The organism is Pseudomonas sp. F220 (assembly GCF_057813935.1).
Window position 1 is genome coordinate 102471 of sequence record NZ_JBVASJ010000015.1, and the last position, 22528, is coordinate 124998.

Genomic DNA, 22528 nt, shown 5'->3' on the forward strand with positions numbered 1-22528 from the left:
GAAGTGCTCACTGCCATAACAATAAAGCACATGGAGTAGCGTCGATGACATCAGTAAACGAGTTCTGGCGCCGGGCGAAACTGCCTCTGGCGGTCAGTCTTGCCTCTACGCTCGCCGGGCCCGCATTCGGCGTCAGTTTCAACATCGGTGAAATCGAAGGTCAGTTCGACTCGTCCCTCTCCCTGGGTATGAGTGTGTCAACCCAGCAGCCGAACAAGAACCTGATTGGTGTCAACAACGGTGGGCGCGGTCTGTCCCAGACCTCCGATGACGGTCACTTGAACTTCAAGAGCGGGCAAGCCTATTCGAAGATCTTCAAGGGAATCCATGACCTTGAACTGAAATACGGCGATACCGGCGTCTTTGTACGCGGTAAATACTGGTACGACTTCGCGCTGCAAAACCAGGACCTGGAATTCAAGAACGTCAGCAACGACGGACGCAAAGAGGGCGCCAAGTCGTCAGGTGGGGAAATCCTCGACGCCTTCGTCTACCACAACTACTCCATTGCCGATGAGCCGGGTTCCGTGCGCTTGGGCAAACAGGTCGTGAGCTGGGGCGAAAGTACTTTCATCGGTGGCGGTATCAACTCGATCAACCCGATCGACGTTTCCGCATTCCGTCGTCCTGGTACCGAGGTCAAGGAAGGTCTGATCCCGGTCAACATGTTCTACATCTCGCAAAGTCTGACCGAACACCTGTCGGCCGAAGCGTTCTACCAGATCGGGTGGGACCAGACCGTTGTCGATAACTGCGGCACCTTCTTCTCCCAGCCAGACATCATTGCCAATGGTTGCACTGACAACCTGCGCGTACTGAACAAGCGTTCCACCATCCCGGCAGCGGCATTGCCTGCACTGGCCGCTAACGGAGTGGACATCAACGATGAAGGCGTTAAGGTTCGCCGTGCCTCGGACCGGGATGCGCGCGATGGCGGTCAGTGGGGCACATCCTTCAAGTACAACTACGAACCGCTGGATACCGAGTTCGGCGCCTACTTCATGAACTATCACAGCCGGGCACCGATCTTCAGTGCAACGGGCGCCTCACCGTCGACCTATGCCCGGGTGGCTGCGTTGCCGGCATCGCTTCGTTCTTTGGCACCGTTGATCGTCGCGGGTAACTCCAGCTACTTCGTCGAGTATCCGGAAGACATTCGTCTCTACGGTCTGAGCTTCTCCACCACCTTGCCTACCGGTACGGCGTGGAGTGGTGAGGTCAGCTACCGTCCGAATGCGCCGGTGCAGTTGAACTCCACCGACATCCTGTTTGCCGGTGTTCGTCCACTGGGCGGCGCGTTGACCAACGCGTCCTTGCTCACTGGCGTGCCAGGGCAGGATCTGCACGGTTATCGCCGCAAGGAAATCACCCAGTTCCAGACGACCCTGACGCACTTCTTTGATCAGGTCATGGGCGCCGACCGTCTGACCCTGGTGGGTGAAATCGGTTTGACCCACGTCGGTGGCCTGGAAAGCACGTCCGATGTCCGCTATGGCCGCGATCCGGTCTTCGGTCCAGGCGAACTGCCAGCCACGGGTGGTCTGGACACCTGCTCGCAGATCCTTAACACCTCCACCATCAACGGTGCCGGTCCGGGTGCTTCGGCCAATAACCGTAGCACCAACTGCAACAACGATGGTTTCACCACGGCTAACTCGTGGGGTTATCGCGGCCGCGCCATCTGGGAATACCCCGACGTGCTCGCCGGTGTGAACCTGAAGCCGAACGTGGCTTGGTCCCATGACGTCAGCGGCTATTCCCCTGGCCCTGGCGGTAACTTCGAAGAAGGTCGCAAGGCTGTGAGCCTTGGGGTCGATGCTGAATACCAGAACACTTACACCGCGAGCCTTGCGTACACCAACTTCTTTGGCGGTAAGTACAGCACCGTGGATGATCGCGACTTCGTTGCGCTCAGCGTCGGCGTGAACTTCTAAGCACTGCATCTTCAGGACGAACAAGAATATGAAAATAACCAAAAGTCTGTTGCAAGCGGGTGTCCTTGGGCTTTCGCTGCTGGCGACCGCGGTCATGGCAGCGGTTCCTGCTGCCGAAGCGGACAAGTTGGGCAAGAGCCTGACACCGATGGGCGCGGAAATGGCTGGCAATGCCGATGGCTCGATCCCGGCCTGGAAACCAATGGCGAAAAACGCCGGTACTGTTGACAGCAAAGGCTTCCTGTCCAACCCATTTGCCAGTGAGCAACCGCTGTTCACCATCACCGCGCAAAACGTCGACAAGTACAAAGACAAACTGGCGCCGGGCCAATATGCGATGTTCAAGCGTTACCCCGAAACCTACAAAATGCCGGTCTACCCGTCCCATCGCGGCGCGACCGTGCCGGATGACGTGTTCGCTGCCATCAAGAAAAACGCCACCAACACCAATCTGGTTTCTGGCGGCAACGGCCTGGAAAACTTCGAAACGGCCGTGCCGTTCCCGATTCCAAAAAACGGTGTTGAAGTCATCTGGAACCACATCACCCGCTATCGCGGTGGCAGCGTAACCCGTCTGGTGACCCAGGCTACGCCGCAGCCGAACGGCTCGTTCAGCCTAGTGTACTTCCAGGACCAGTTCGTGTTTCGCGACAAGATGAAGGATTACGATCCGAAAAACCCGGGCAACATCCTGTTCTACTTCAAGCAGAAAGTGACTGCGCCGGCGCGTCTGGCCGGTGGTGTGCTGCTGGTGCACGAAACCCTCGACCAGGTGAAAGAACCGCGTTCGGCGTGGGTCTACAACGCCGGTCAGCGTCGTGTGCGTCGGGCTCCGCAAGTGTCCTATGACGGGCCGGGTACTGCCGCTGATGGTCTGCGCACCTCCGACAACCTCGACATGTACAACGGTGCGCCGGATCGTTACGACTGGAAGCTCGAAGGCAAAAAAGAGATGTACATTGCCTCCGACAGCTACAAGCTCGACTCGCCGCAGCTCAAGTACACCGACATCATCAAGGCCGGTCACATCAACCAGGACCTGGCGCGTTACGAGCTGCGTCGGGTCTGGCATGTGGTCGCTACCTTGAAGGAAGGTCAGCGTCACATTTACGCCAAGCGTGACTTCTACATCGATGAAGACACCTGGCAGGCCGCAGTGATCGATCACTACGACGGTCGTGGTCAACTCTGGCGCGTGGGTGAGGCCCATGCCGAGACCTACTACGACAAGCAAGTACCGTGGTATGCCCTGGAAGCCCTCTACGACCTGCAGTCCGGCCGCTACCTGGCACTGGGCATGAAGAACGAAGAGAAACAGGCGTATGACTTCGGCTTCACCGCGACCACCAGTGATTTCACCCCGGCTGCACTGCGTCAGGAAGGTGTTCGCTAATACGTTGTAAAACAGAGGCCGCATCCTCTGAACGCCCTGACTGGTTCGGGGCGTTTTTTTAGGCAGCGAAAGGCAAGGAACCGCAAACGTAGGCTGATAATTCTGGTTGTATTCTTTTTCTATCAATTTGTAGCAATGCCTTCAACACGACGCCTTTTACCGCTAGTCTGCGGACATCTGCAATGCCGACAACAGCACTTTAATAAGAGTTGGCTATGACTGACCTGTCCCGTTTACATGGGCCTTCCAGTGTTGCGATTCCAGCGCTGGAAGGGCGCTTTTACCGACCACCCTTGCCCGACGGCTATGTGCTGCGGCCTCGCTTGTGCGAGCGCCTGAGTGCTGGCTTGAGCGGGCGCTTGCTGTTGGTCAGCGCTCCGGCCGGTTTTGGTAAAAGCTCCCTGGCGGTGGAGTTCTGTCAGAGTCTGCCGGCTCACTGGCACAGTCTCTGGTTGGGCTTGAGTCCACGCGACAATGACCCCGGCCGATTCCTCGAGCGCCTGCTCGATGGTCTTCAACAATATTTCCCGCAACTGGGCAGTCAGGCCCTGGGCCTGTTGAAAATGCGCCAGCGGCATCAGCCGTTCGCCTTCGAAGAATGGCTGGACGGTCTGCTCGATGAACTGGCCGAGCACCTCTCGCCAAACACACCGTTGCTGCTGGTGCTGGATGACTATCATCTGGCTCAAGGGCCGGTGCTCGATCGCTGTCTGCAGTTTTTCCTCAATCATCTACCCGATGGCTTGCTGGTGCTGGTCACTAGCCGTCAGCGTCCGGACTGGCATCTGGCGCGTTTGCGGCTGTCCCGGCAATTGCTCGAATTGCATGAGCAGGACCTGCGCCTGACCCACGACGAATCGCTGACGTTGCTCGACCGGCACAGCAGTTCGTTGCGCGGTGAAGCCCTGGAAAGCCTGATTCAGCGCAGTGAGGGCTGGGTCGCGGGGCTGCGCTTCTGGCTGTTGGCGGCCTCCGAAGCGGGCAATGACGGTGCACTGCCTCAAGCGTTGCACGGCGGCGAAGGGTTGATCCGCGATTACCTGCTCGAAGAAGTCATCGATTGCCTGCCGGCCGAGGTGCAGTCATTCCTGTATGACACCGCGCCGCAGGAGCGCTTTTGCAGCGAGTTGTGCGACGCCGTACGCGAGGCCCACGACAGCGCTGAAATTCTCCGGTATTTGCAGGCACATCAGGTTTTTCTCGTGCCCCTGGATGAACAGGGCCATTGGTATCGTTACCACCATTTGTTTTCCGATCTGCTGCGCACCCGGCCCACGGCCAATGCGGTATTGCCGGCCGCCAGTCTGCACCTGCGGGCCTGCCGCTGGTTCAACGCCCAAGGCTTGCTCGATGAAGCGGTGGAGCAGGCGTTGCGTGCCGGGCACCTGGATGTTGCGGCGAATCTGGTGCAGAACCTGTCCGAGGAGCAACTGCTGGCCGAGCAAAACGTCGGCATGCTGCTGCGTTGGAAGATGGACCTGCCCGACAGCCTGCTGATCAGCACGCCACGGCTGATCGTGCTCTACAGCTGGGCGCTGGGGCTGGCCTGTCAGCTGGACGCCGCCGAGGAGCTGGCGAGCCATTTGAGTCGATTCCTGCCAGCACCTTCGGCGACTGCGCAGAAATCCATGTTGGCGCAATGGCTGGCGCTGAGCGGGATCATCGCCCGTGGTCGCGGTAACCGCGAGTTGACCCTGCTTTATTGCACTGAAGCGCTGGAGAGCCTGCCGCACAAGCGTTACGGGCAGCGTTTGATGTGTCTTTCGACACTCTCCAACCTGGCGACTGCCGACGCGGACCTGTGGCGCGCCCGTGGCTTGAACCGTGAGTCACTGGAGTTGGCGCAGCGCGTCGGCAATCCGCTGTTCGAAGCCCTGGCCCATTACGATCGGGCCCGGGTGCTGCAAGCACGAGGGGAAGTCCTCCGTGCGCTCGATGAAGTGCGCGAGGGTTTGCAGCGTTTGCAGGGTTTGTCTGCCCAGCGACTGTATGCGATTCGCGCTCGCTTGACCCTGTATGAAGGATTTCTGCTGACCCTGCGCATGCAACCCGAAGCCGGGCTTGCTCGATTGCAGGCGGGATTGGGTGAAGCGCGGGCCTGTCGGGATATCAGTGTGCTGATCGGTCATTGCGTGATCGCCAAGCTCGAAGGGCACGGCGGTCAGTTCGCCAAAGCGTTTGCTGAACTTGCCGAGGCTGAGCGGCTGATGCATATCTGGGACGTGCCGCCGATCTACTACCTGGCAATGATCACCCTGGTCAAATGCGAGCTGTGGCTGGCTCAGGGCCGCATCGATTTGGCCGAAGCCTGGTTGGCGCGGCTGGGGCAGACCTATAACGGAGAGCAGGCGGCAGCGCCTCCGGAGTTCCATCCGCAACTGCCGCTGCACATCGAACTGCAACAGGCCTTGCTGGACGTGATCCAGGGGCGGCCCGCAGTTGCCGAGCAGCGGTTGAATACACTGGTCGAGCATGGGCAGCAAACCGGTCGGCAGATGCTCAGCGTGATGGCGTTGAGTCAGAAGGTCGCGTTGCTGCTCGGTAGCGGGCGCGAACCTGAGGCGCGGCAAGCCTTGGCCCAGGCGTTCGAAGTGGCGGCGGGGGGGGGACTGCAACCTTTCGAATGGTTGCTGGGCAACCATCCCGACTGGCTGCGAGAACAACTTCAGCACTGCCCGCAGACGCTGTTGCGCCAGAGCCTGCTTGAGCGGTTACCGGCGGCCGTGGTCCGTGAGCCGGTCGAGCCGCAGCATCACACCGAAAACCTCAGTGCCCGGGAACTGGCGGTCCTGCAATTGATTGCTCAAGGGTGCTCTAACCAAGAGATCAGCGATCAGTTGTTCATCTCTCTGCACACCGTAAAAACCCACGCCAGCCATATCAACAGCAAACTCGGCGTCGAGCGCCGGACTCAGGCCGTGGCGCGGGCGAAGGAATTGGGGGTGTTGGGGTGATCCAGAATGTTGGGCACGAACCCTGTGGCGAGGAGGGGGCTTGCCCAAATTCCTGTAGCAGCTGGCGAAGCCTGCGTTCGGCCGCGCAGCGGTCGTAAATCCTGCCGCCACGGTTAACCTGAAAAAACGCGGTGCCTGATTTTACGACCGCTGCGCGGCCGAACGCAGCCTGGCGGCAGCTGCTACGGGCATGCGGGCAAGCGCCCTCACCACAAGTGCTCGCCAGACCGGCATTGCTAAACCCCCTCCAACGCCTGTAACCCGCAAAGCTCTGCATCAGTTATTTATCTTCAATTACCAGCTTAATAATATTTTACCAATACAGGGGTGATCCCTAGTCTTGCCCCAAGAGATGACAAGCCATGTCCGACCTGAATCCAACTGCTTTTTAGAAGGGTGTAGAGATGACCATTGATAAAATAAAAATAGATACGCTTGTTGTTGGCGCCGGTCAGGCTGGAGTGGCCATGAGTGAACACCTGAGCAAACTCGGCGTGTCCCACCTCGTGCTGGAGCGTAATCGTATCGCCGAACGCTGGCGCACCGGACGCTGGGATTCGCTGGTTGCCAACGGTCCGGCCTGGCACGATCGTTTTCCGGGTCTTGAGTTCGACGATCTCAGTCCCGACGGCTTTGCCCCGAAAGAGCGGGTTGCGGATTATTTCGAAGCCTATGCCAGGAAGTTCAATGCACCCATCCGCACCGGCGTGGAAGTGAAGAAGGTGGAACGCAATGTTGGCCGGCCGGGCTTCACCATTGAAACCTCCGAGGGCGTGATCGAGGCCAATCGCGTGGTGGCCGCCACCGGACCTTTCCAGCGTCCGGTTATCCCGCCGATCGCTCCGAAAGATGAGCAATTCACACAGATCCACTCGGCCGAATACCGCAATCCAGCGCAGCTTCCCGAAGGGGCTGTATTGGTCGTGGGTGCCGGGTCGTCGGGAGTGCAAATTGCCGATGAGTTGCAGCGTGCCGGCAAGAAGGTTTACCTCTCGGTTGGCGCACACGATCGCCCGCCCCGCGCCTATCGCAATCGTGACTTTTGCTGGTGGCTGGGCGTTCTCGGTGAATGGGATGCGGCGGCCATGAAGCCAGGCAGGGAACACGTCACCATTGCCGTCAGCGGTGCCCATGGCGGCCGTACGGTGGACTTCCGCGGTCTGGCCCATCGCGGGATGACGCTGGTTGGCCTGACGCAATCGTTCAATGGCACCGTGGCGACCTTCCAGGCGAATCTTGCCGACAACCTGGCTCGCGGCGATGAGAACTACCTGGCGCTGCTCAATGCGGCTGACGCTTACATTGAGCGCAATGGTCTGGACCTGCCGGAAGAACCTGAAGCCCGCCATACCTTCGCGGATCCGGAGTGTGTGACCAAGCCCATTCTTGAGCTCGACCTGGCCGAGGCCGGCGTGACATCGATCATCTGGGCAACCGGTTTTGCCGTTGATTACAGTTGGCTGAAGGTCGACGCCTTCGACGCCAACGGTAAGCCGCAGCATCAGCGGGGCGTTTCGAGCGAGCCTGGCGTGTATTTCCTGGGCCTGCCGTGGCAGTCGCGTCGTGGCTCCTCGTTCATCTGGGGCGTTTGGCACGACGCCAAGTATGTGGCTGACCATATCGCCACGCAGAGTAAGTACCTCGCCTACCGGGATGCCGCGCAACGTCAGGCAGAAGACTGCGAAACCGCCCCTGCCGCCCCGGCCGTCAATAAAACAACCGTAAGCGCTTGATGCTCAAGAACCGCACCGGCGGTTGAACCGCCTGGTCATGTTTTGCCTTTCTTCCCCCAGGAGCTTCAGATGTCCAAGCCAACCCATACCCGCATTCGCATGTTCAATACCAAAGAGACCTACCCCAATCAGACCCTGGACAATGACCTTTGCCAGGCCGTTGTCGCTGGCAATACGGTGTACGTACGCGGTCAGGTTGGCACCGACTTCGAAGGCAAACTTGTCGGTCTGGGTGACCCACGGGCCCAGGCCGAGCAGGCGATGAAAAACCTCAAGCAGTTGCTGGAAGAGGCTGGCAGCGACCTGAGCCATATCGTCAAGACCACCACCTACATCACCGACCCGCGTTTTCGCGAACCGGTCTATCGGGAAATCGGCAAATGGCTCAAGGGCGTGTTTCCGATCTCCACCGGACTGGTGGTGGCCGGCCTCGGGCAGCCTGAATGGCTGATGGAAATCGACGTGATTGCAGTGATTCCGGACCAGGAGGCGAGCAGATGACCTTTTCCATCGTCGGTCGTTGCGCTGAAACCGGGCAACTGGGAATTGCCATCAGCTCGTCGAGCATTGCCGTTGGTGCGCGTTGCCCGTGGTTGCGTGCGGGCGTCGGCGCGGTAGCGACCCAGAACATCACCTTGCCGGCCCTCGGCCCGGAAATTCTTGACCTGCTCGACGCCGGGGAAAGCGCCAGTGCCGCGCTGGACAAAGCCTTGACTCGTCACGGCTTCAGCCAATACCGCCAGGTCGCGGTGATCGATCATCACGGCACCACGGCGCTGTTTACCGGCAGCCAGGCGTTGGGCGTGAACAACGCTGTGGCGGGCGAACAGTGCGTGGCTGCCGGTAATCTGCTGGCGAACCCTGGCGTGATTCAGGCGATGGTCGATGCCTTCGAAGTCACCGCCGGCGAGTTGTTGGCCGATCGTTTGCTCGCGGCCATGCATGCGGCCATGGCGGCTGGCGGTGAGGCTGGACCGCCGCATTCGGCGGCGTTGTCGGTGGTCAGTGATCTGCTTTGGCCGATTGTCGATCTGCGGGTGGACTGGGCTGAGCAAAACCCGATTGGTCAGCTTGATCAACTCTGGCAGGCTTATCGCCCGCAAATGGACGACTACGTCATCCGCGCGCTGAACCCGACCGTCGCGCCCAGCTACGGTGTGCCGGGTGATGAATGAGTGCCTTTAAAAGTCGTGCGTTGCTGGAGCGGCTGATCGGCTTCAATACCGTCAGCCGTGAGTCCAACCTGGCCCTGATTGAATTTATCCGCGACTACCTCGCGGATTTTGGCGTGGTCAGCGAAATGTTCTTCAATGCCGAACGAACCAAGGCCAACCTCTACGCCAGCATCGGCCCCACGGATCGACGCGGCATCGTGCTGTCCGGGCATACCGATGTGGTGCCAGTGGACGGTCAGCCGTGGACCGTCGAACCCTTTACCTTGAGCGAGCGGGAAGGGCGCCTGTACGGTCGCGGCACGGCGGACATGAAAGGCTATCTGGCCTGCGTGCTGGCGGCAGTTGCGGATTTTGTCGCGCGACCGTTGCAGGTTCCGGTGCATCTGGCGTTTTCCTATGATGAAGAAGTCGGCTGCCTCGGCGTGCGCTCATTGCTGGCCGAGCTTGCGCAGCGCGACCCCAAGCCGCTGGCCTGCATCATTGGCGAGCCCACCGAGTTGCGCCCGGTACTTGGGCACAAGGGCAAACTGGCGATGCGTTGTTGCGTACAGGGTGCGGCCTGTCATTCGGCCTATGCGCCGCAAGGGGTGAATGCCATCGAATACGCAGCGCGGTTGATAGGGAAACTGGGGCAGATTGGCGACGGGCTGGCCGAGAACGAAGGCCTCGATCTGCGTTTCGATCCGCCGTATTCAACCGTGCAAACCGGGGTGATTCGCGGCGGTACGGCGCTGAATATCGTACCGGCGCAGTGTGAGTTCGACTTTGAAGTGCGGGCCTTGCCGAGCTTCAATCCGCAGCAGGTCGCGGACGAGTTGCAAGCCTATGCCGAGCAAGAGTTGCTGCCGAAGATGCAGGCCGTGCGGTCCGAGACGGCGATTCGGTTTCAGCCTTTAAGCGGCTATCCGGGGTTGGCGACCGACCCCGAAGGCTTCGCGGCAGAACTCATCGCCCGGCTCAGTGGCTCCAGCGAATTCGGCACCGTGGCCTTTGGCACCGAAGGTGGGCTGTTCGATCAGGCCGGGATTCCCACGGTGGTGTGCGGGCCTGGCAGCATGGATCAAGGGCATAAGCCTGATGAGTTCGTCAGTGTCGAGCAGATGCAGGGTTGCGAGCAGATGCTGGAGCGGTTGGTGCAGTGGTTGCGCGAGCCGGTTTAAGCAGCTGAAGCACCTCGACCGGAAGACCATCGCGAGCAAGCTCGCTCCTACACTGGATCTGTTTCAAGCACATATTGTGCGCACGCCGAAGATTTAATGTAGGAGCGAGCTTGCTCGCGATGAGGGCCTCGAGATCACTGAGATCTTTCTGCTTTAGCTGTGAGTTGCTCCCGACAATAATCAGCAAACAGCTGCGCCGGTTTGGTCAGTTGTCCGCGTTTGAGCCAGGCTGCCACCAAGCCTGAGCCGGTCACCTCTTCGACGATATCCACGCACACCACTTTCTGCCCGTCGTAGGTGCATTCCGAATGCGGCCGGGTCACCAGAATCGAAAAGCCAAACCCTTGACCGACCATGCCGCGAACCATCTCGATCGACGGTGAGCTGAAGGCAATTCTTGGGGTCAGATCGAGTTCTTCAAACAGGCTGACGAAGTAGGTCCGGCTCGGCTGTACATCCAGCAGAATCATCGGCTCCAGGCACAAATCACGCAGGGACACCTGCGCTTGCTGGGCGAAGCGATGGTCAGCCGGCAGCAGCGCATAAGGTCGTTGCGCCGGCATCAGCGGTTCGGTCTGGATGGTGCTGTCCAGGTCGTGTTCATAGAGGATCGCCAGGTCGAAGGTGCCAGACGTCAGGCCTTGCACCAGTTCCTGCTGTTCGCCGTCGCGGATGCGGATTTCTACCCCTGGATAGAGCGCGGAAAAGCCTGCAATCAACTGCGGCAAGTACAACGGCGCGACGGTTTCAAAGCAGCCGATATCAATTTGCCCGGCCACAATATCGTTGTCGGCCAGGGCGTTCTGTTCGAACTCCTTGGCCATGCGCAACAGCTCCTGAGCTTTGCGATAGAAGCGCGCGCCGCTGGGCGTCAGCGAAACACCCTGAGCGTGATGGCGGATCAGCAGTAACACGCCAAAACTGTCTTCCAGTCCCTTGATCGCCGTGGAGATCGACGGCTGCGCGATGTACAGCTTGCGCGAAGCCTCGGCGACGCTGCCGCATTCGACGGTGGTGATGAAGTACTTCAGTTGACGCAGATTGTAGGCAGCCACAGCAAACCTCGTTCTATGCCCCGTTGCGGGGTGGATGAGTTCGAAGGCAAAAATCTTCCGCCCGGAACCCAAGCAATTTGCGCACCGCCATGTCCGGTTGGCGAGCGTTTTTTTATACCCGAACAATAACCACAAGGCGTGCGCTTGGGGTATTTAGCTGCCCAGTTTTTTCATGGCCTGCGAACATATATTTACTATTTTTCCTCGATCAACGCCTGCGCCACCATCCACTTCACTAGTCCGCATCAGGGAGTCTGAACGTGTTCGAGCTTGAATATTGGCAACGCCAGGCAGCCACGCTGCGCTTTCGTGATCAGGCACTGATCGACGGTAAACGAGTGGCCGCACAGTCCGGGCAAACCTTTGCCGCGATCAACCCGGCTACCGGCGAGTGCCTGGCCCAAGTCGCCGCGTGCGGCAGTGAAGACGTCGATGCGGCAGTGATCAGTGCTCGTCAGGCGTTCGAGTCCGGCAGTTGGTCTGCCCGCTCTCCCAGTGAGCGCAAACAGGTGCTGCTGCGCCTGGCGGACTTGATCATGGCCAACCGCGAAGAACTGGCGCTGCTCGACTCGCTGAACATGGGCAAGCCAGTGATGGACGCCTACAACATTGATGTGCCGGGCGCGGCCGGCGTATTTCGCTGGTACGCCGAAAGCCTCGACAAGCTGTATGACCAGGTCGCGCCAAGTGCGCAGAACGTGCTGGCGACCATCACCCGCGAAGCCCTCGGTGTGGTCGCGGCGGTGGTGCCGTGGAATTTTCCGCTGGACATGGCCGCCTGGAAACTCGCCCCGGCCCTGGCCGCGGGCAATTCGGTGATTCTCAAACCCGCCGAGCAATCGCCATTCTCTGCGTTACTTCTCGGTGAGCTGGCGCTGGAAGCCGGTTTGCCGCAAGGCGTACTGAACGTGTTGCCAGGGCTTGGCGAACAGGCGGGTAAGGCGCTGGGTCTGCACCCGGACATCGATTGCCTGGTGTTCACCGGCTCCACCGACGTCGGCAAATATTTCATGCAGTACTCGGCGCAATCGAACCTCAAGCAAATCTGGCTCGAATGCGGCGGCAAGAGTGCCAATCTGGTGTTCGCCGATTGCCAGGACCTGGAGCTGGCGGCGCAGAAGGCTGCCTTCGGGATCTTCTTCAATCAGGGTGAAGTCTGTTCGGCCAACTCGCGGTTGTTGGTGGAGCGCTCGATCCATGATGAGTTTGTCGAGCGCCTCAAGGCTCAGGTCGAACGCTGGCAGCCGGGCGATCCACTGGACCCTTCAAGCACCGCCGGTGCTATTGTCGACAGCCGTCAGACCGGGAGGATCATGACGTTTATCCAGGCCGCCGAACGGCAAGGCGCGCAACGCGTTTGTGGTGGTCAGCAGTTGACCTTCAATGGCTCCCATAACTTTATCCAGCCGACGATCTTTACCGGCGTGAGCCCGGACATGCCGCTGTTTCGCGACGAAGTATTCGGTCCGGTGCTGGCAGTCACGGCCTTCGATGATGAAGCACATGCCCTGCAACTGGCCAACGACAGCGTTTACGGTCTGGCTGCGTCGCTGTGGACCGATGACCTCAATCGCGCTCACCGCGTGGCGCGGCAATTGCGAGCTGGTACGGTCTCGGTGAACAGCGTCGATGCGCTCGACGTGACGGTGCCGTTCGGCGGCGGCAAGCAGTCCGGCTTCGGCCGCGACCTGTCGCTGCACTCATTCGATAAATACACCCAGTTGAAGACCACCTGGTTTCAACTGCGCTGACAATAAAAAACGGAGAACTGGCGATGACCACCCCACGTGAAACCCGCGACTACCAGGCCGCCGATGCCGCACACCACATCCATGCCTTTGTTGATCAGAAAGCGCTCAACGACGAAGGGCCACGGGTGATGGTCCGTGGCGACCGCCTGCATGTGTGGGACAACGACGGCCAGCGTTACCTGGACGGCATGTCCGGCCTGTGGTGCACCAACCTCGGTTACGGGCGCAAGGATTTGGCAGCCGCGGCGAGCCAGCAACTGGAACAGTTGCCGTACTACAACATGTTTTTTCACACCACTCACCCGCAGGTGATCGAGCTCTCGGAGCTGCTGTTCAGCCTGTTGCCGGGTCACTACAGCCATGCGATCTACACCAACTCAGGCTCCGAAGCCAACGAAGTACTGATCCGCACGGTGCGGCGTTACTGGACCATTCTTGGCAAGCCCGAGAAGAAAATCATGATCGGTCGCTGGAACGGTTACCACGGCTCGACGCTTGCGGCCACGGCACTGGGCGGCATGAAGTTCATGCATGAAATGGGCGGGATGATTCCGGATATCGCGCACATCGACGAACCTTACTGGTTCGCCCACGAAGGCAATCTGACGCCGGCTGAATTCGGTTTGCGGGCGGCGCGGCAACTGGAGGACAAGATTCTCGAGCTCGGTGCGGACAAGGTCGCAGCGTTTGTTGCCGAACCGTTCCAGGGTGCGGGCGGCATGATCTTCCCGCCGGAAAGCTACTGGCCGGAAATTCAGCGGATCTGCCGCAAATACGACGTGCTGCTGTGCGCTGACGAAGTGATCGGCGGCTTCGGTCGCACCGGTGAATGGTTCGCCCATGAGTACTTCGGTTTCGAGCCGGACACGCTGTCCATCGCCAAGGGCCTGACGTCGGGTTACATCCCCATGGGCGGGTTGATTTTGTCCAGGCGCATGGCCGAAGTGTTGGTGGAGCAGGGCGGGGTGTTCGCCCACGGCCTGACCTATTCCGGCCACCCGGTGGCAGCTGCCGTGGCCATTGCCAACCTCAAGGCGTTGCGCGATGAAGGTGTCGTCACGCGGGTCAAGGACGACATCGGCCCGTATCTGCAACAGTGTTTGCGCGAGGTGTTCGGTAAGCACCCGTTGGTGGGTGACATTCAAGGCGTGGGCATGGTCGCAGCCTTGCAGTTCGCCGAAGACAACACCACTCGCAAACGCTTCGCCAACGAGAATGACATCGCCTGGCGCTGCCGGACCTTGGGTTTCGAAGAGGGTGTGATCATCCGTTCGACCCTGGGCCGGATGATCATGGCGCCGGCGTTGATTGCCACGCGTGAAGAAGTGGATGAACTGGTCGGTAAAACCTTGCGTGCGGTGGATCGTACGGCGCAGGAATACGGCCGCCTCTGATATCGCAGGAAGGTCCTGCGGACCTTATCGCGAGCAAGCCCGCTCCCACACTAGTTCTGCGCCGATCACACTACCATGGGCTGACGCAGATTCAATGTGGGAGCGGGCTTGCTCGCGATTGCAATCTACCATTCAACCGAGAGCCCACTCTTGGTTGATATCTCCCCGACAACACCCGCTAGTCCTTGCCCTTCAAAGCCATTTCCCCTAAACCACACCCACCCCGGGCATCCCCGCCCACGGCGCCCTTTTGCAGTGCGCGCTACCGAGGTTTTTCATCGTTCCCGGCGACATATTTCCTCATTTTCCTATCCCAAGGCTTGGGCCAACATCGACCACGCCAGTCAGCCGAACGCTGAGCACTTCAAGGTCCAGACAGAGACCGCTCGTTGTACCTGCTCAAGGCCGCTGGCCGTACTGCCCCGCAAGACAAAACTAAATCAATAGCTGTGGGAGTGCTTCATGATCAAGTCCTTGCTAACGCGTTTCGCCCATCCCCTGGCGGTCACCGCCATCGCTGTCGGGGTCGCCACCAGCGCCCAGGCCGGCACCCTGTCCATCGGCCACACCACCTGGGTCGGCTATGGAACCCTCTACCTCGCTCAGGATCTGGGCTACTTCAAGGAGAACGGCCTGACGGTTGAACTGCCGGTCGTCGAAGAGGCCTCGATGTACATGGCCGCTCAGGCTTCGGGTCAGTTGTCCGGCTCGGCCTCGACCATTGACGAAGTGCTCAAATATCGCCCGCAGTTCTGCTTCAAAGCGGTAGCGGCGCTGGATGAAAGCCATGGTGGCGACGGAGTGTTGGTGGGCAAGGACGTCAAGAGTTTGCAGGAGCTCAAAGGTAAAGCCATCGCCGTGAACGAAGGCTCGGTGTCGCAGTTCTGGCTCTCGTATCTGCTGAAAAAGAACGGCATGAAGATGAGCGACCTGATCGTTCAGAACATGACCGCTGATGACGCTGCCACCGCGTTCATCGCTGGTCGAGTACCGGCTGCCGTGACCTGGGAACCCCATCTGTCGATGGTCCGTGACAAGCAACAAGGCAAGGTGCTGATCGACAGCAGCTCCACCCCTGGGGTGATCGTCGATGTGGTGGCACTCAATTGCAACGTTATCGAAAAACAGCCGGAAGACGTCAAGGCATTGGTCGCCGGTTTGTACAAAGCAGTGAAGTACACCCAGGAACATCCCGAAGAGGCTTACAAAATTATGGCCAAGGGCGTCGGCGGATATTTGTCCGATCCCAAGGAGCTGGCGGCCGCGGCCAAAGGCGTGCGCTTCTACGACCAGGCCATGAGCGAGAAGCTTCTCGGCTCGCTGGGCAAATCGGGTGACAGCGCCGCGTTGATTAAACTGGCCAACGAAACCGCCAGCGAATTGCAGGGCAAACCCTACAACGTCAGCAATGACGAACTGGTGGACAACCGTTTCGTCACCCCGCTCTAGGAGGTCAGCATGTTCAAGCGAAATTCATGGTTGAGCCGCTGCGTCACGCCCAAGACCGGTCTGCCGGCGCAAGTGATCTTGAGTGCCAGCGCCATGGCCTGGGTGTTGTTGATCGGGTTATGGGCGGGACTGTCTTACGGCGGCGTAGTACCGGGCATGTTTCTGCCGACCCCGGGAGCGGTGCTGGACGCCGCGCTGCGTCTGGCGCGCGACGGCACACTGGGGGTGCATGTGTGGGCCAGCCTGGAAGTGGTGATGGTTGGCTTCATCGTCTCGTCACTGGTGGCGGTGCCGTTGGGTTTGCTGATGGGCAGCTTCCGGATCGTCCAGGCGTTCCTCGAGCCGATGGTCAACTTCATTCGCTACCTGCCGGTGACGTCCTTTGTGCCGCTGTTCATCCTCTGGATTGGCATCGGCCTGGAGCAGCGGGTTTCGGTGATCATCTTCGGCGTGTTCTTCCAGCAGCTGGTGATGATTGCTGATGTGTCCAAAGGCATTTCCAAGGACCTGATCAATGCCTCCTACACCCTCGGCTCGAGCCGTCGCGATGCAGTGTTGCATGTGATCGCTCCGGCTTCGTTGCCGGGCGTGCTCGACACCCTGCGGGTCACCATGGGTTGGGCCTGGACTTACCTGGTCGTCGCCGAGTTGGTGGCGGCCTCCAGTGGTCTGGGTTACCTGAGTCTGAAAGCCATGCGCGGCTTTCAGGTGGATGTGATCTTCCTGGCAATCGCGATCATCGGCCTGTTGGGCCTGATCACCGATCAACTGTTCCGCTTCCTACGTCTGAGGGTGGCCGCATGGGCTCAGTAACTGCAGTGAATCCCCGTTTTGTCGCCCCGGTCGCCACACCTGTACACGCCGCGCCACGGCTGCAAGTGGACAAGGTCAGTTTGCGGTACCAAAGCCCCAATGGCAGTACCTTCACCGCACTGGAACAGGTGTCGTTCGAAGTGCCGGATCAACAGTTCGCGGTGCTGGTAGGGCCGTCGGGCTGCGGCAAGTCGAGTTTGCTCTACCTGACCGCTGGGCTGGCTGAGCCGACTGAGGGCGAAATCTACGTCGGCGGCCAACAAGTGCAAGGCCCCGGTGCCGATCGCGGCATGGTGTTTCAGGGCTACACGCTGTTCCCCTGGCTGACCGTGCGGCAGAACATCGAGTTCGGCCTCAAACGTCGCAACATGCCCGCCCGCCAGCGCAAGGAAATCGTCGACTATTACCTCAATGAAGTCGGTCTGGCGCCGTTTGCCGATAACTTCGCCAAGCAACTCTCCGGCGGCATGATGCAACGCGTCGCCATCGCCCGAGCCTTGGCCAATGACCCGCAAATCCTGCTGATGGACGAACCCTTCGGCGCCCTCGACAGCCAGACCCGCCTGCAAATGCAGCAACTGCTATTGCGCGTCTGGGGCAACAGCAAGAAAACCGTGCTGTTCGTCACCCACGACATCGACGAAGCCATTCTCCTGGGCGACCGTGTGTATGTCATGGGCGCCAGGCCTGGGCGGATCAAGAAAATTCTCGACGTACCTATCGAGCGTCCAAGGACCCTGGACATGGTGATGGAACGCTCGTTTATCGAGATGAAACGGGAGATATTCGGGCTGTTGCATGATGAGTTGGGGGAGGAGCATTAGGGGCTGCACTGACTGCTAGGTCGCCATCGCGGGCAAGCCTCGCTCCTACATAATCGGCGCAAAACCTGTAGGAGCGAGGCTTGCCCGCGAAGACTTTGGGTCAGGCAATTGATCTCTTGTGCCAGAATTGCTCGACCAAAAATTCAAACGCAAGAAACGTAGTTTTTGCGTTTGAATTCGGATCTACAGTGAACGCGTCCCTCACCAAGCGACGTCGAACGCCACTGGCGGATCAAGGAGTCAGCACATGTCCTACGCATACAAGATGATGAACTCACCCGTCGGCAATTTAACGCTGGTCGCCAATGCATCAAGGCTCAGCGCAATTTTGTGGGAGAACGATAAACCCAATCGAGTACGGCTTGGCCCGATGCAGGAAGAGAACAATCGTCCTGTTTTGGTCGAGACAGAACGGCAACTGAATGAGTACTTCGCGGGAAAAAGAAGCTGTTTCGAGCTTGAACTCGACTTCGTCGGGACCGAATTTCAACGAAAAGTGTGGGAGGCGCTGTTGACCATCCCGTTCGGTGAAACGCGTAGTTACAGTGACATCGCGGTGCAAATCGGTAACCCAAAGGCAGTTCGAGCGGTTGGCGCGGCAAATGGAAGAAACCCGATCTCAATTGTCGCGCCTTGCCATCGCGTCATCGGTGCATCGGGTGCTCTCACGGGATTTGCAGGTGGGCTCGGAGCCAAAAAGTTTCTGCTTACATTGGAAGGTGAAGACAGGTTTGAGCTCGCACTTTGACTGTTCAGCCTCTTCGCGGGCAAGCCTCGCTCCTACGAGTATCAGACGGTCCCACAATTCTGGCCCGACGCAAATCTCATGTAGGAGCGAGGCTTGCCCGCGAAGACTCTGGATCAGGCAACTCATCTTTTGTGCCAGAATCGCCCCCATCACTGATTTCCGAGCATGCCCCCGATGTCCCAGCCTCCCGCCCTTATCCGCGAAACCTTCCCCGTCGGCCCGTTGCAGTGCAACTGCAATGATGCGTGACTGGCGCCCACGTTGATTTACAAGGTGTTTATGTAAAAACACCTTTTATTTCAAATAGTTGTGTTCATGCAATGATGTGCGTTTTGAAGCGAACTTCTGCAGTGTTTTGCTCTCGCAGTGTGCCAAAACTGTGCCCGCACAAGTGTTGTGTCAGAGCCCTAGGGATACCCAGAACAGATCCCCAAATATTCTGAAATATGCCCTTATCACCTGACCCGAGCCCGGCATGAGCCAGATGAGCTTTTCCGACCTCGAATACGTCGGCGAACTTAAGCGAAGTCGCCGCGAACGGTTCCTTGCCGAGATGGATCACATTGTGCCCTGGAGCGGTTTACTGAAGCTGATCGAACCGTATTACCCAAGGCTGACGGTGGTCGCAAGCCCTATCCTCTAGAAACCGTGCTGCGAAACCTTTTAGCGCAAAACTGGTTCTCGCAGAGCCACCCGGCGATGGAAAGGCGCTGTATGAGATCAGGTGGGTAATCGCACAGACTTACCCCACATTTGCATTTGACCTGACCAGTCATTTGCAACGGATTGGACCGGTACGCTCAGTGGCCATGACCGGCAGAGAACGACCCAGAGTGTGTAAAAACGTTTTCCAGCGCATGGGCGTCCAAAATAGGACCGCAAATCGCGGTTCTATGCAAAATCTAGGTCTGGCCAACCAGCTGATAAGTTTTAGATTTCGCATAATAGAAGCGCAGACCTCAATTTTTGCTAAGCGTTTTTACACAGTCTGGGCCGATTGCTGCATGCCATTAAAGACTGCAATCGGCCAGAAAGCAGATGGCGCCATCTCCGATCAATGAGAAGTTTATCGAGGATTAATCAGCGATCTCAATATATGGTCTTCCCAAGCGCCAGCGATTTTCAGATAGGCCCGTGCATATCCCTCCTTTTCAAACCCTAGGGACTGCAAAAGACGCTCACTTCGCACATTGCTCGGCAAATGATTGGCCATAATCCGATGAAGCCCGACTTGCTCAAAGCAGTAACTATTGGTGATCTGAAGTGATTTTTTCATCACCCCCCTGCCTTGGGCAGACTCTGCCAATGAGAAGCCGAGGTTGCATGCTTGAAAAACGCCCTTCACGATGTTCGTGTAGTTACACCGCCCTAGAAGCTCTCCACTCTCAGGTTCCAGTAAGAGAAAAAAAATGGAACCTCCAGCTTGCATACTTTCAAACTGCTGCTGGACCCTTTCCCTAGCGCTCTCAGAGGTGAAATATTGCTCATCTCTTAGGGGCTCCCAGCGTTGTAGGTGGCCGCGATTTACTTTTTCGTAGCGGCTGATCAACTCAAAATCGTCACTCGTTAATGCTCGAAGAAAAAATCCCTCACCTGAGTATTCCATACACCCTCCAAGTTTATTCATAACCAAGTTTTACTGCATGGCCGCGAAGAAATAATACGCCCGCAAGCGACGCACTAAGAAAAGTCAGGATAAAAATTTGAAAAAATATAGCATCTGGTGGTTCAACGCCTTGCCCATTAAATGTTAAATAGGCGGAATACGATGCATAGATCAGCAAAACGAAAACCTGAACTAAGCTATACACAGTTGCTCGAAGGTTCTCTGGAACCATTTCCAGAAGCATCGACTGTATGACACTCTGTCCAGGCGTAAAGCATGCTCGAAACAGCAGAACGAAAATTAGTACGGATAAAATTGAATAACCCAAATAGTAGGCCAACAACATGGACAACGCAAGGACCGCCTGGGCGCCCAACGAGAAGAAGAGAACATTGCCGGGCTTCGACTGCTCCGAAATTAGAGAGGCAGCCCACCCTTTAATATAGTGTGCAAGATTAAATGAAACCAACACCATAAACGCCAGTATTCCTTGAGTATAGTTGCCCTGAGTCAGATCAAATTCGCGCAACTGGGAAATCATTAGATACGTATGTACATGAACGACCATCAAAACTGATAACACCATTAGCACAAACAGAATTATCAACTTATACCTGTATATAGGCTGGCTTTTAACAATGCCTCTATAGAAAATCAATAGATTTGTCTTGTATGAGAGCCATTTTTCACTTCTATTAGGAAGCACTTTATCTCGACGTGCCCCAAGTCCGCCGAATCGAGAAGAAAAAAAGTATAATGATAACGCAGTATAAGTGACAATAGGAATCGCTAAAGCAAGAGAGCTTATCCCCCCAAATTATATGGCATACAAATGCACCACCAATAATTAGTGTTGGCGCCATAGCCGAGAAAAAGTTTCCGTAAGCATGAGACATAGACAACGCTTTAAATTTTATGTCACTGGAGCTGCTTTCCAGTGACATCTTACTCACTTCATCATCAATGATACATTGTATATATGCTTGAAAACATCCGGAGACCAAGGCTGTTCCGATCGCTTCCAAGATCGCGGCCACGGATAGGACCCATAAACTATAAGAAAGATGCCCCATCAAACAGGCCCACAGAAGCCCGGCGCAGCTAATGGCAATAACCGCAAAGCCATAGGCTAATGCCTTACGATGGCCAGCGACATCCGCTAAAACTCCCATGGGGATCTCCAAGAACGCCCCGAGGTAGAACCCGATGCTCACCCGCAATGAAACCGCATAAGCAGGTAGAGGACTAAGGACACCGATCGTCAGATAAGCGATCTGGTTAGCGATGGATTCGCTACCTTTCGCAAAGTTATTCAAGTATCCGAGCTTTCTTATCCACGCTTTGTCCATTATATCAAATCCATATCTTTTTTTGAGTAATAACGAGCAATTAAATTAGTAGCCATGCACGCATCTTTTCTTTTGAGGCTATATTGAGCAGATGTTAAATATTCCAGTAGAGTCTCTCGCTTGACGCCTTTGAAAAGCTCAAGCAAATGATCGGCTATAAGTGTTGGGTACCGATCATGCCATGGCATTTTTTTGAGTGCGTTCAACACTAGCCGAGCCTTGGCATAGGGTATCCTCTCCTGAAGCTTCAGGATCGATACAACATGATCAACCTGTACATACGGAACAGTGATCTCAGAGTAATTTTTGGAGTCATACTTAACAGCCATATCCGAATCAGAGTGAAAATATCCAAGATGGAAACCGTTGAAGATGTCACCTACACCCATCATCCCCACAGTACAGCAGTCAGCTGCTCGTAATGCCCCCATGCTTGAAGCGCCATACAGCAGCCATCCTCGCTTCATGAGGTCGATACACTCAATTGGTGATATCGCCATCGCGCTACCGAATAATCCATCAATAATTAGGGCACACCCTGGCCGCTGTTGTTCACTTAGCTCATAGAGGTCGTCACGCTGTACCGGTGGTCGAACATCGAAGAGCTTACGGTACTGTTGGATTGATGAAGCAACGGATGGACCTCCGAACAGAACCGGCTTACGCCGCGGAACGAGTAACATATGCTTTCCTTTGAGGGTTCACGTGTTGGTCGAACATTCCGGGGACTAGAATCTTGACGACGGAAAAATCAGCAACAGCGGAAGGCAGCTCACATCTAAGGATCTGTTTGAAGCCATGGCTGGCTATTATGCATCTAATCAACTCGAACGCCGATTTCGCGCAATGCCCTCCAGCAAAGTCCGACACTGGAAAATCTGATGTGGGGTTGAGCCTACTCAGGATATCTCTAATCAAAAAGAACTGCCTTTCCATATCCTGTGCAGAACTGGCGTAGTATGTCCCATATCGAGATAGGTCCTCGCGGGCTCCCTGCGTACCAACGATCAACCCCTGTATCGCTCCCATCAACGCAGATACAATCGCATCTCGCTCGCTTAAACGTATCCGATCCATAAAGCACACCTACCGGTAGATGCGCCTTGTGTTTACCGTGGCATCTCTGGCGAGCAGTTCCATGGCAGTAGTGCTTCGTAGTCGGCCACCGACTGCGCATGCGGCAATCGCTC

The 22528-nt window shown here is 57.3% G+C and carries 18 protein-coding genes and 1 pseudogene; 14 read left to right on the forward strand and 5 right to left on the reverse strand.

Going from position 1 to position 22528, the window contains the following annotated elements; all coding sequences use genetic code 11:
• The first annotated feature begins 44 nt into the window (after nucleotides 1–44).
• The 7 genes from ACZYSM_RS15440 (at nucleotide 45) to argE (ending at nucleotide 10349) form a co-directional block, all read left to right on the forward strand.
• The gene (locus tag ACZYSM_RS15440) at nucleotides 45–1934 is read left to right on the forward strand and encodes a DUF1302 domain-containing protein (protein ID WP_489072347.1); all 1890 of its coding nucleotides are present in this window, start codon (nucleotides 45–47) and stop codon (nucleotides 1932–1934) included.
• Nucleotides 1935–1962: 28 nt separating this feature from the next.
• Nucleotides 1963–3327: a DUF1329 domain-containing protein gene (locus ACZYSM_RS15445; protein ID WP_489072348.1), complete on the forward strand. Its 1365-nt coding sequence runs from the start codon at nucleotides 1963–1965 to the stop codon at nucleotides 3325–3327.
• A gap of 215 nt (nucleotides 3328–3542) precedes the next feature.
• On the forward strand, nucleotides 3543–6281 hold the full coding sequence (locus ACZYSM_RS15450; protein WP_489072349.1) for a winged helix-turn-helix domain-containing protein: 2739 nt from the start codon (nucleotides 3543–3545) through the stop codon (nucleotides 6279–6281).
• Between the two features lie 404 nt (nucleotides 6282–6685).
• The gene (locus ACZYSM_RS15455) at nucleotides 6686–8014 is read left to right on the forward strand and encodes a flavin-containing monooxygenase (protein WP_489072350.1); all 1329 of its coding nucleotides are present in this window, start codon (nucleotides 6686–6688) and stop codon (nucleotides 8012–8014) included.
• Between the two features lie 69 nt (nucleotides 8015–8083).
• Nucleotides 8084–8515, forward strand: a complete 432-nt coding sequence (locus ACZYSM_RS15460) for a RidA family protein (protein WP_489072351.1) — start codon at nucleotides 8084–8086, stop codon at nucleotides 8513–8515.
• Nucleotides 8512–9189 (forward strand): DUF1028 domain-containing protein, encoded by a 678-nt coding sequence (locus tag ACZYSM_RS15465; RefSeq protein ID WP_489072352.1) that lies wholly within the window; start codon nucleotides 8512–8514, stop codon nucleotides 9187–9189. The genes ACZYSM_RS15460 and ACZYSM_RS15465 overlap by 4 nt, the downstream gene beginning before the upstream one ends.
• A complete protein-coding gene (gene argE, locus ACZYSM_RS15470; RefSeq protein ID WP_489072353.1) occupies nucleotides 9186–10349 on the forward strand; it encodes an acetylornithine deacetylase in 1164 nt (387 codons plus the stop codon). The genes ACZYSM_RS15465 and argE overlap by 4 nt, the downstream gene beginning before the upstream one ends.
• 134 nt (nucleotides 10350–10483) lie before the next feature.
• On the opposite strand, the gene ACZYSM_RS15475 is transcribed toward argE, so the two are convergent.
• Complete coding sequence (locus ACZYSM_RS15475; protein WP_489072354.1) at nucleotides 10484–11404, reverse strand: LysR substrate-binding domain-containing protein; 921 nt, start codon at nucleotides 11402–11404, stop codon at nucleotides 10484–10486.
• A 260-nt stretch (nucleotides 11405–11664) separates the two neighbouring features.
• Here ACZYSM_RS15475 and ACZYSM_RS15480 point away from each other — a divergent pair, with 260 nt between their 5' ends.
• From ACZYSM_RS15480 to ACZYSM_RS15510, 7 genes and pseudogenes are all read left to right on the forward strand, one after another.
• Nucleotides 11665–13155: an aldehyde dehydrogenase gene (locus tag ACZYSM_RS15480; RefSeq protein WP_489072355.1), complete on the forward strand. Its 1491-nt coding sequence runs from the start codon at nucleotides 11665–11667 to the stop codon at nucleotides 13153–13155.
• 23 nt (nucleotides 13156–13178) lie between these two features.
• The gene (locus ACZYSM_RS15485) at nucleotides 13179–14549 is read left to right on the forward strand and encodes an aspartate aminotransferase family protein (protein WP_489072356.1); all 1371 of its coding nucleotides are present in this window, start codon (nucleotides 13179–13181) and stop codon (nucleotides 14547–14549) included.
• A gap of 462 nt (nucleotides 14550–15011) precedes the next feature.
• On the forward strand, nucleotides 15012–15998 hold the full coding sequence (locus ACZYSM_RS15490) for an ABC transporter substrate-binding protein (RefSeq protein WP_489072357.1): 987 nt from the start codon (nucleotides 15012–15014) through the stop codon (nucleotides 15996–15998).
• A gap of 9 nt (nucleotides 15999–16007) precedes the next feature.
• Nucleotides 16008–16811, forward strand: coding sequence for an ABC transporter permease (locus ACZYSM_RS15495; RefSeq protein ID WP_419117702.1), 804 nt, complete (start codon nucleotides 16008–16010; stop codon nucleotides 16809–16811).
• Nucleotides 16799–17635, forward strand: a complete 837-nt coding sequence (locus ACZYSM_RS15500; protein ID WP_489072358.1) for an ABC transporter ATP-binding protein — start codon at nucleotides 16799–16801, stop codon at nucleotides 17633–17635. Before ACZYSM_RS15495 ends, ACZYSM_RS15500 begins: the two co-directional genes overlap by 13 nt.
• Nucleotides 17636–17882: 247 nt before the next feature.
• Nucleotides 17883–18383, forward strand: coding sequence for a methylated-DNA--[protein]-cysteine S-methyltransferase (locus tag ACZYSM_RS15505; RefSeq protein WP_489072359.1), 501 nt, complete (start codon nucleotides 17883–17885; stop codon nucleotides 18381–18383).
• Nucleotides 18384–18858: 475 nt separating this feature from the next.
• Nucleotides 18859–19105 (forward strand): annotated as a pseudogene (locus ACZYSM_RS15510) (transposase); the annotation flags it as partial.
• Between the two features lie 344 nt (nucleotides 19106–19449).
• Here ACZYSM_RS15510 and ACZYSM_RS15515 read toward each other — a convergent pair.
• The 4 genes from ACZYSM_RS15515 to ACZYSM_RS15530 form a co-directional block, all read right to left on the reverse strand.
• The gene (locus tag ACZYSM_RS15515; RefSeq protein WP_489072360.1) at nucleotides 19450–19989 is read right to left on the reverse strand and encodes a GNAT family N-acetyltransferase; all 540 of its coding nucleotides are present in this window, start codon (nucleotides 19987–19989) and stop codon (nucleotides 19450–19452) included.
• Nucleotides 19990–20002: 13 nt separating this feature from the next.
• Nucleotides 20003–20518 (reverse strand): hypothetical protein, encoded by a 516-nt coding sequence (locus tag ACZYSM_RS15520; RefSeq protein WP_489072361.1) that lies wholly within the window; start codon nucleotides 20516–20518, stop codon nucleotides 20003–20005.
• Between the two features lie 178 nt (nucleotides 20519–20696).
• On the reverse strand, nucleotides 20697–21338 hold the full coding sequence (locus tag ACZYSM_RS15525; RefSeq protein WP_489072362.1) for a hypothetical protein: 642 nt from the start codon (nucleotides 21336–21338) through the stop codon (nucleotides 20697–20699).
• Nucleotides 21338–22021: a TfuA-like protein gene (locus ACZYSM_RS15530; protein ID WP_489072363.1), complete on the reverse strand. Its 684-nt coding sequence runs from the start codon at nucleotides 22019–22021 to the stop codon at nucleotides 21338–21340. The genes ACZYSM_RS15525 and ACZYSM_RS15530 overlap by 1 nt, the downstream gene beginning before the upstream one ends.
• Between the last annotated feature and the right edge of the window lie 507 nt (nucleotides 22022–22528).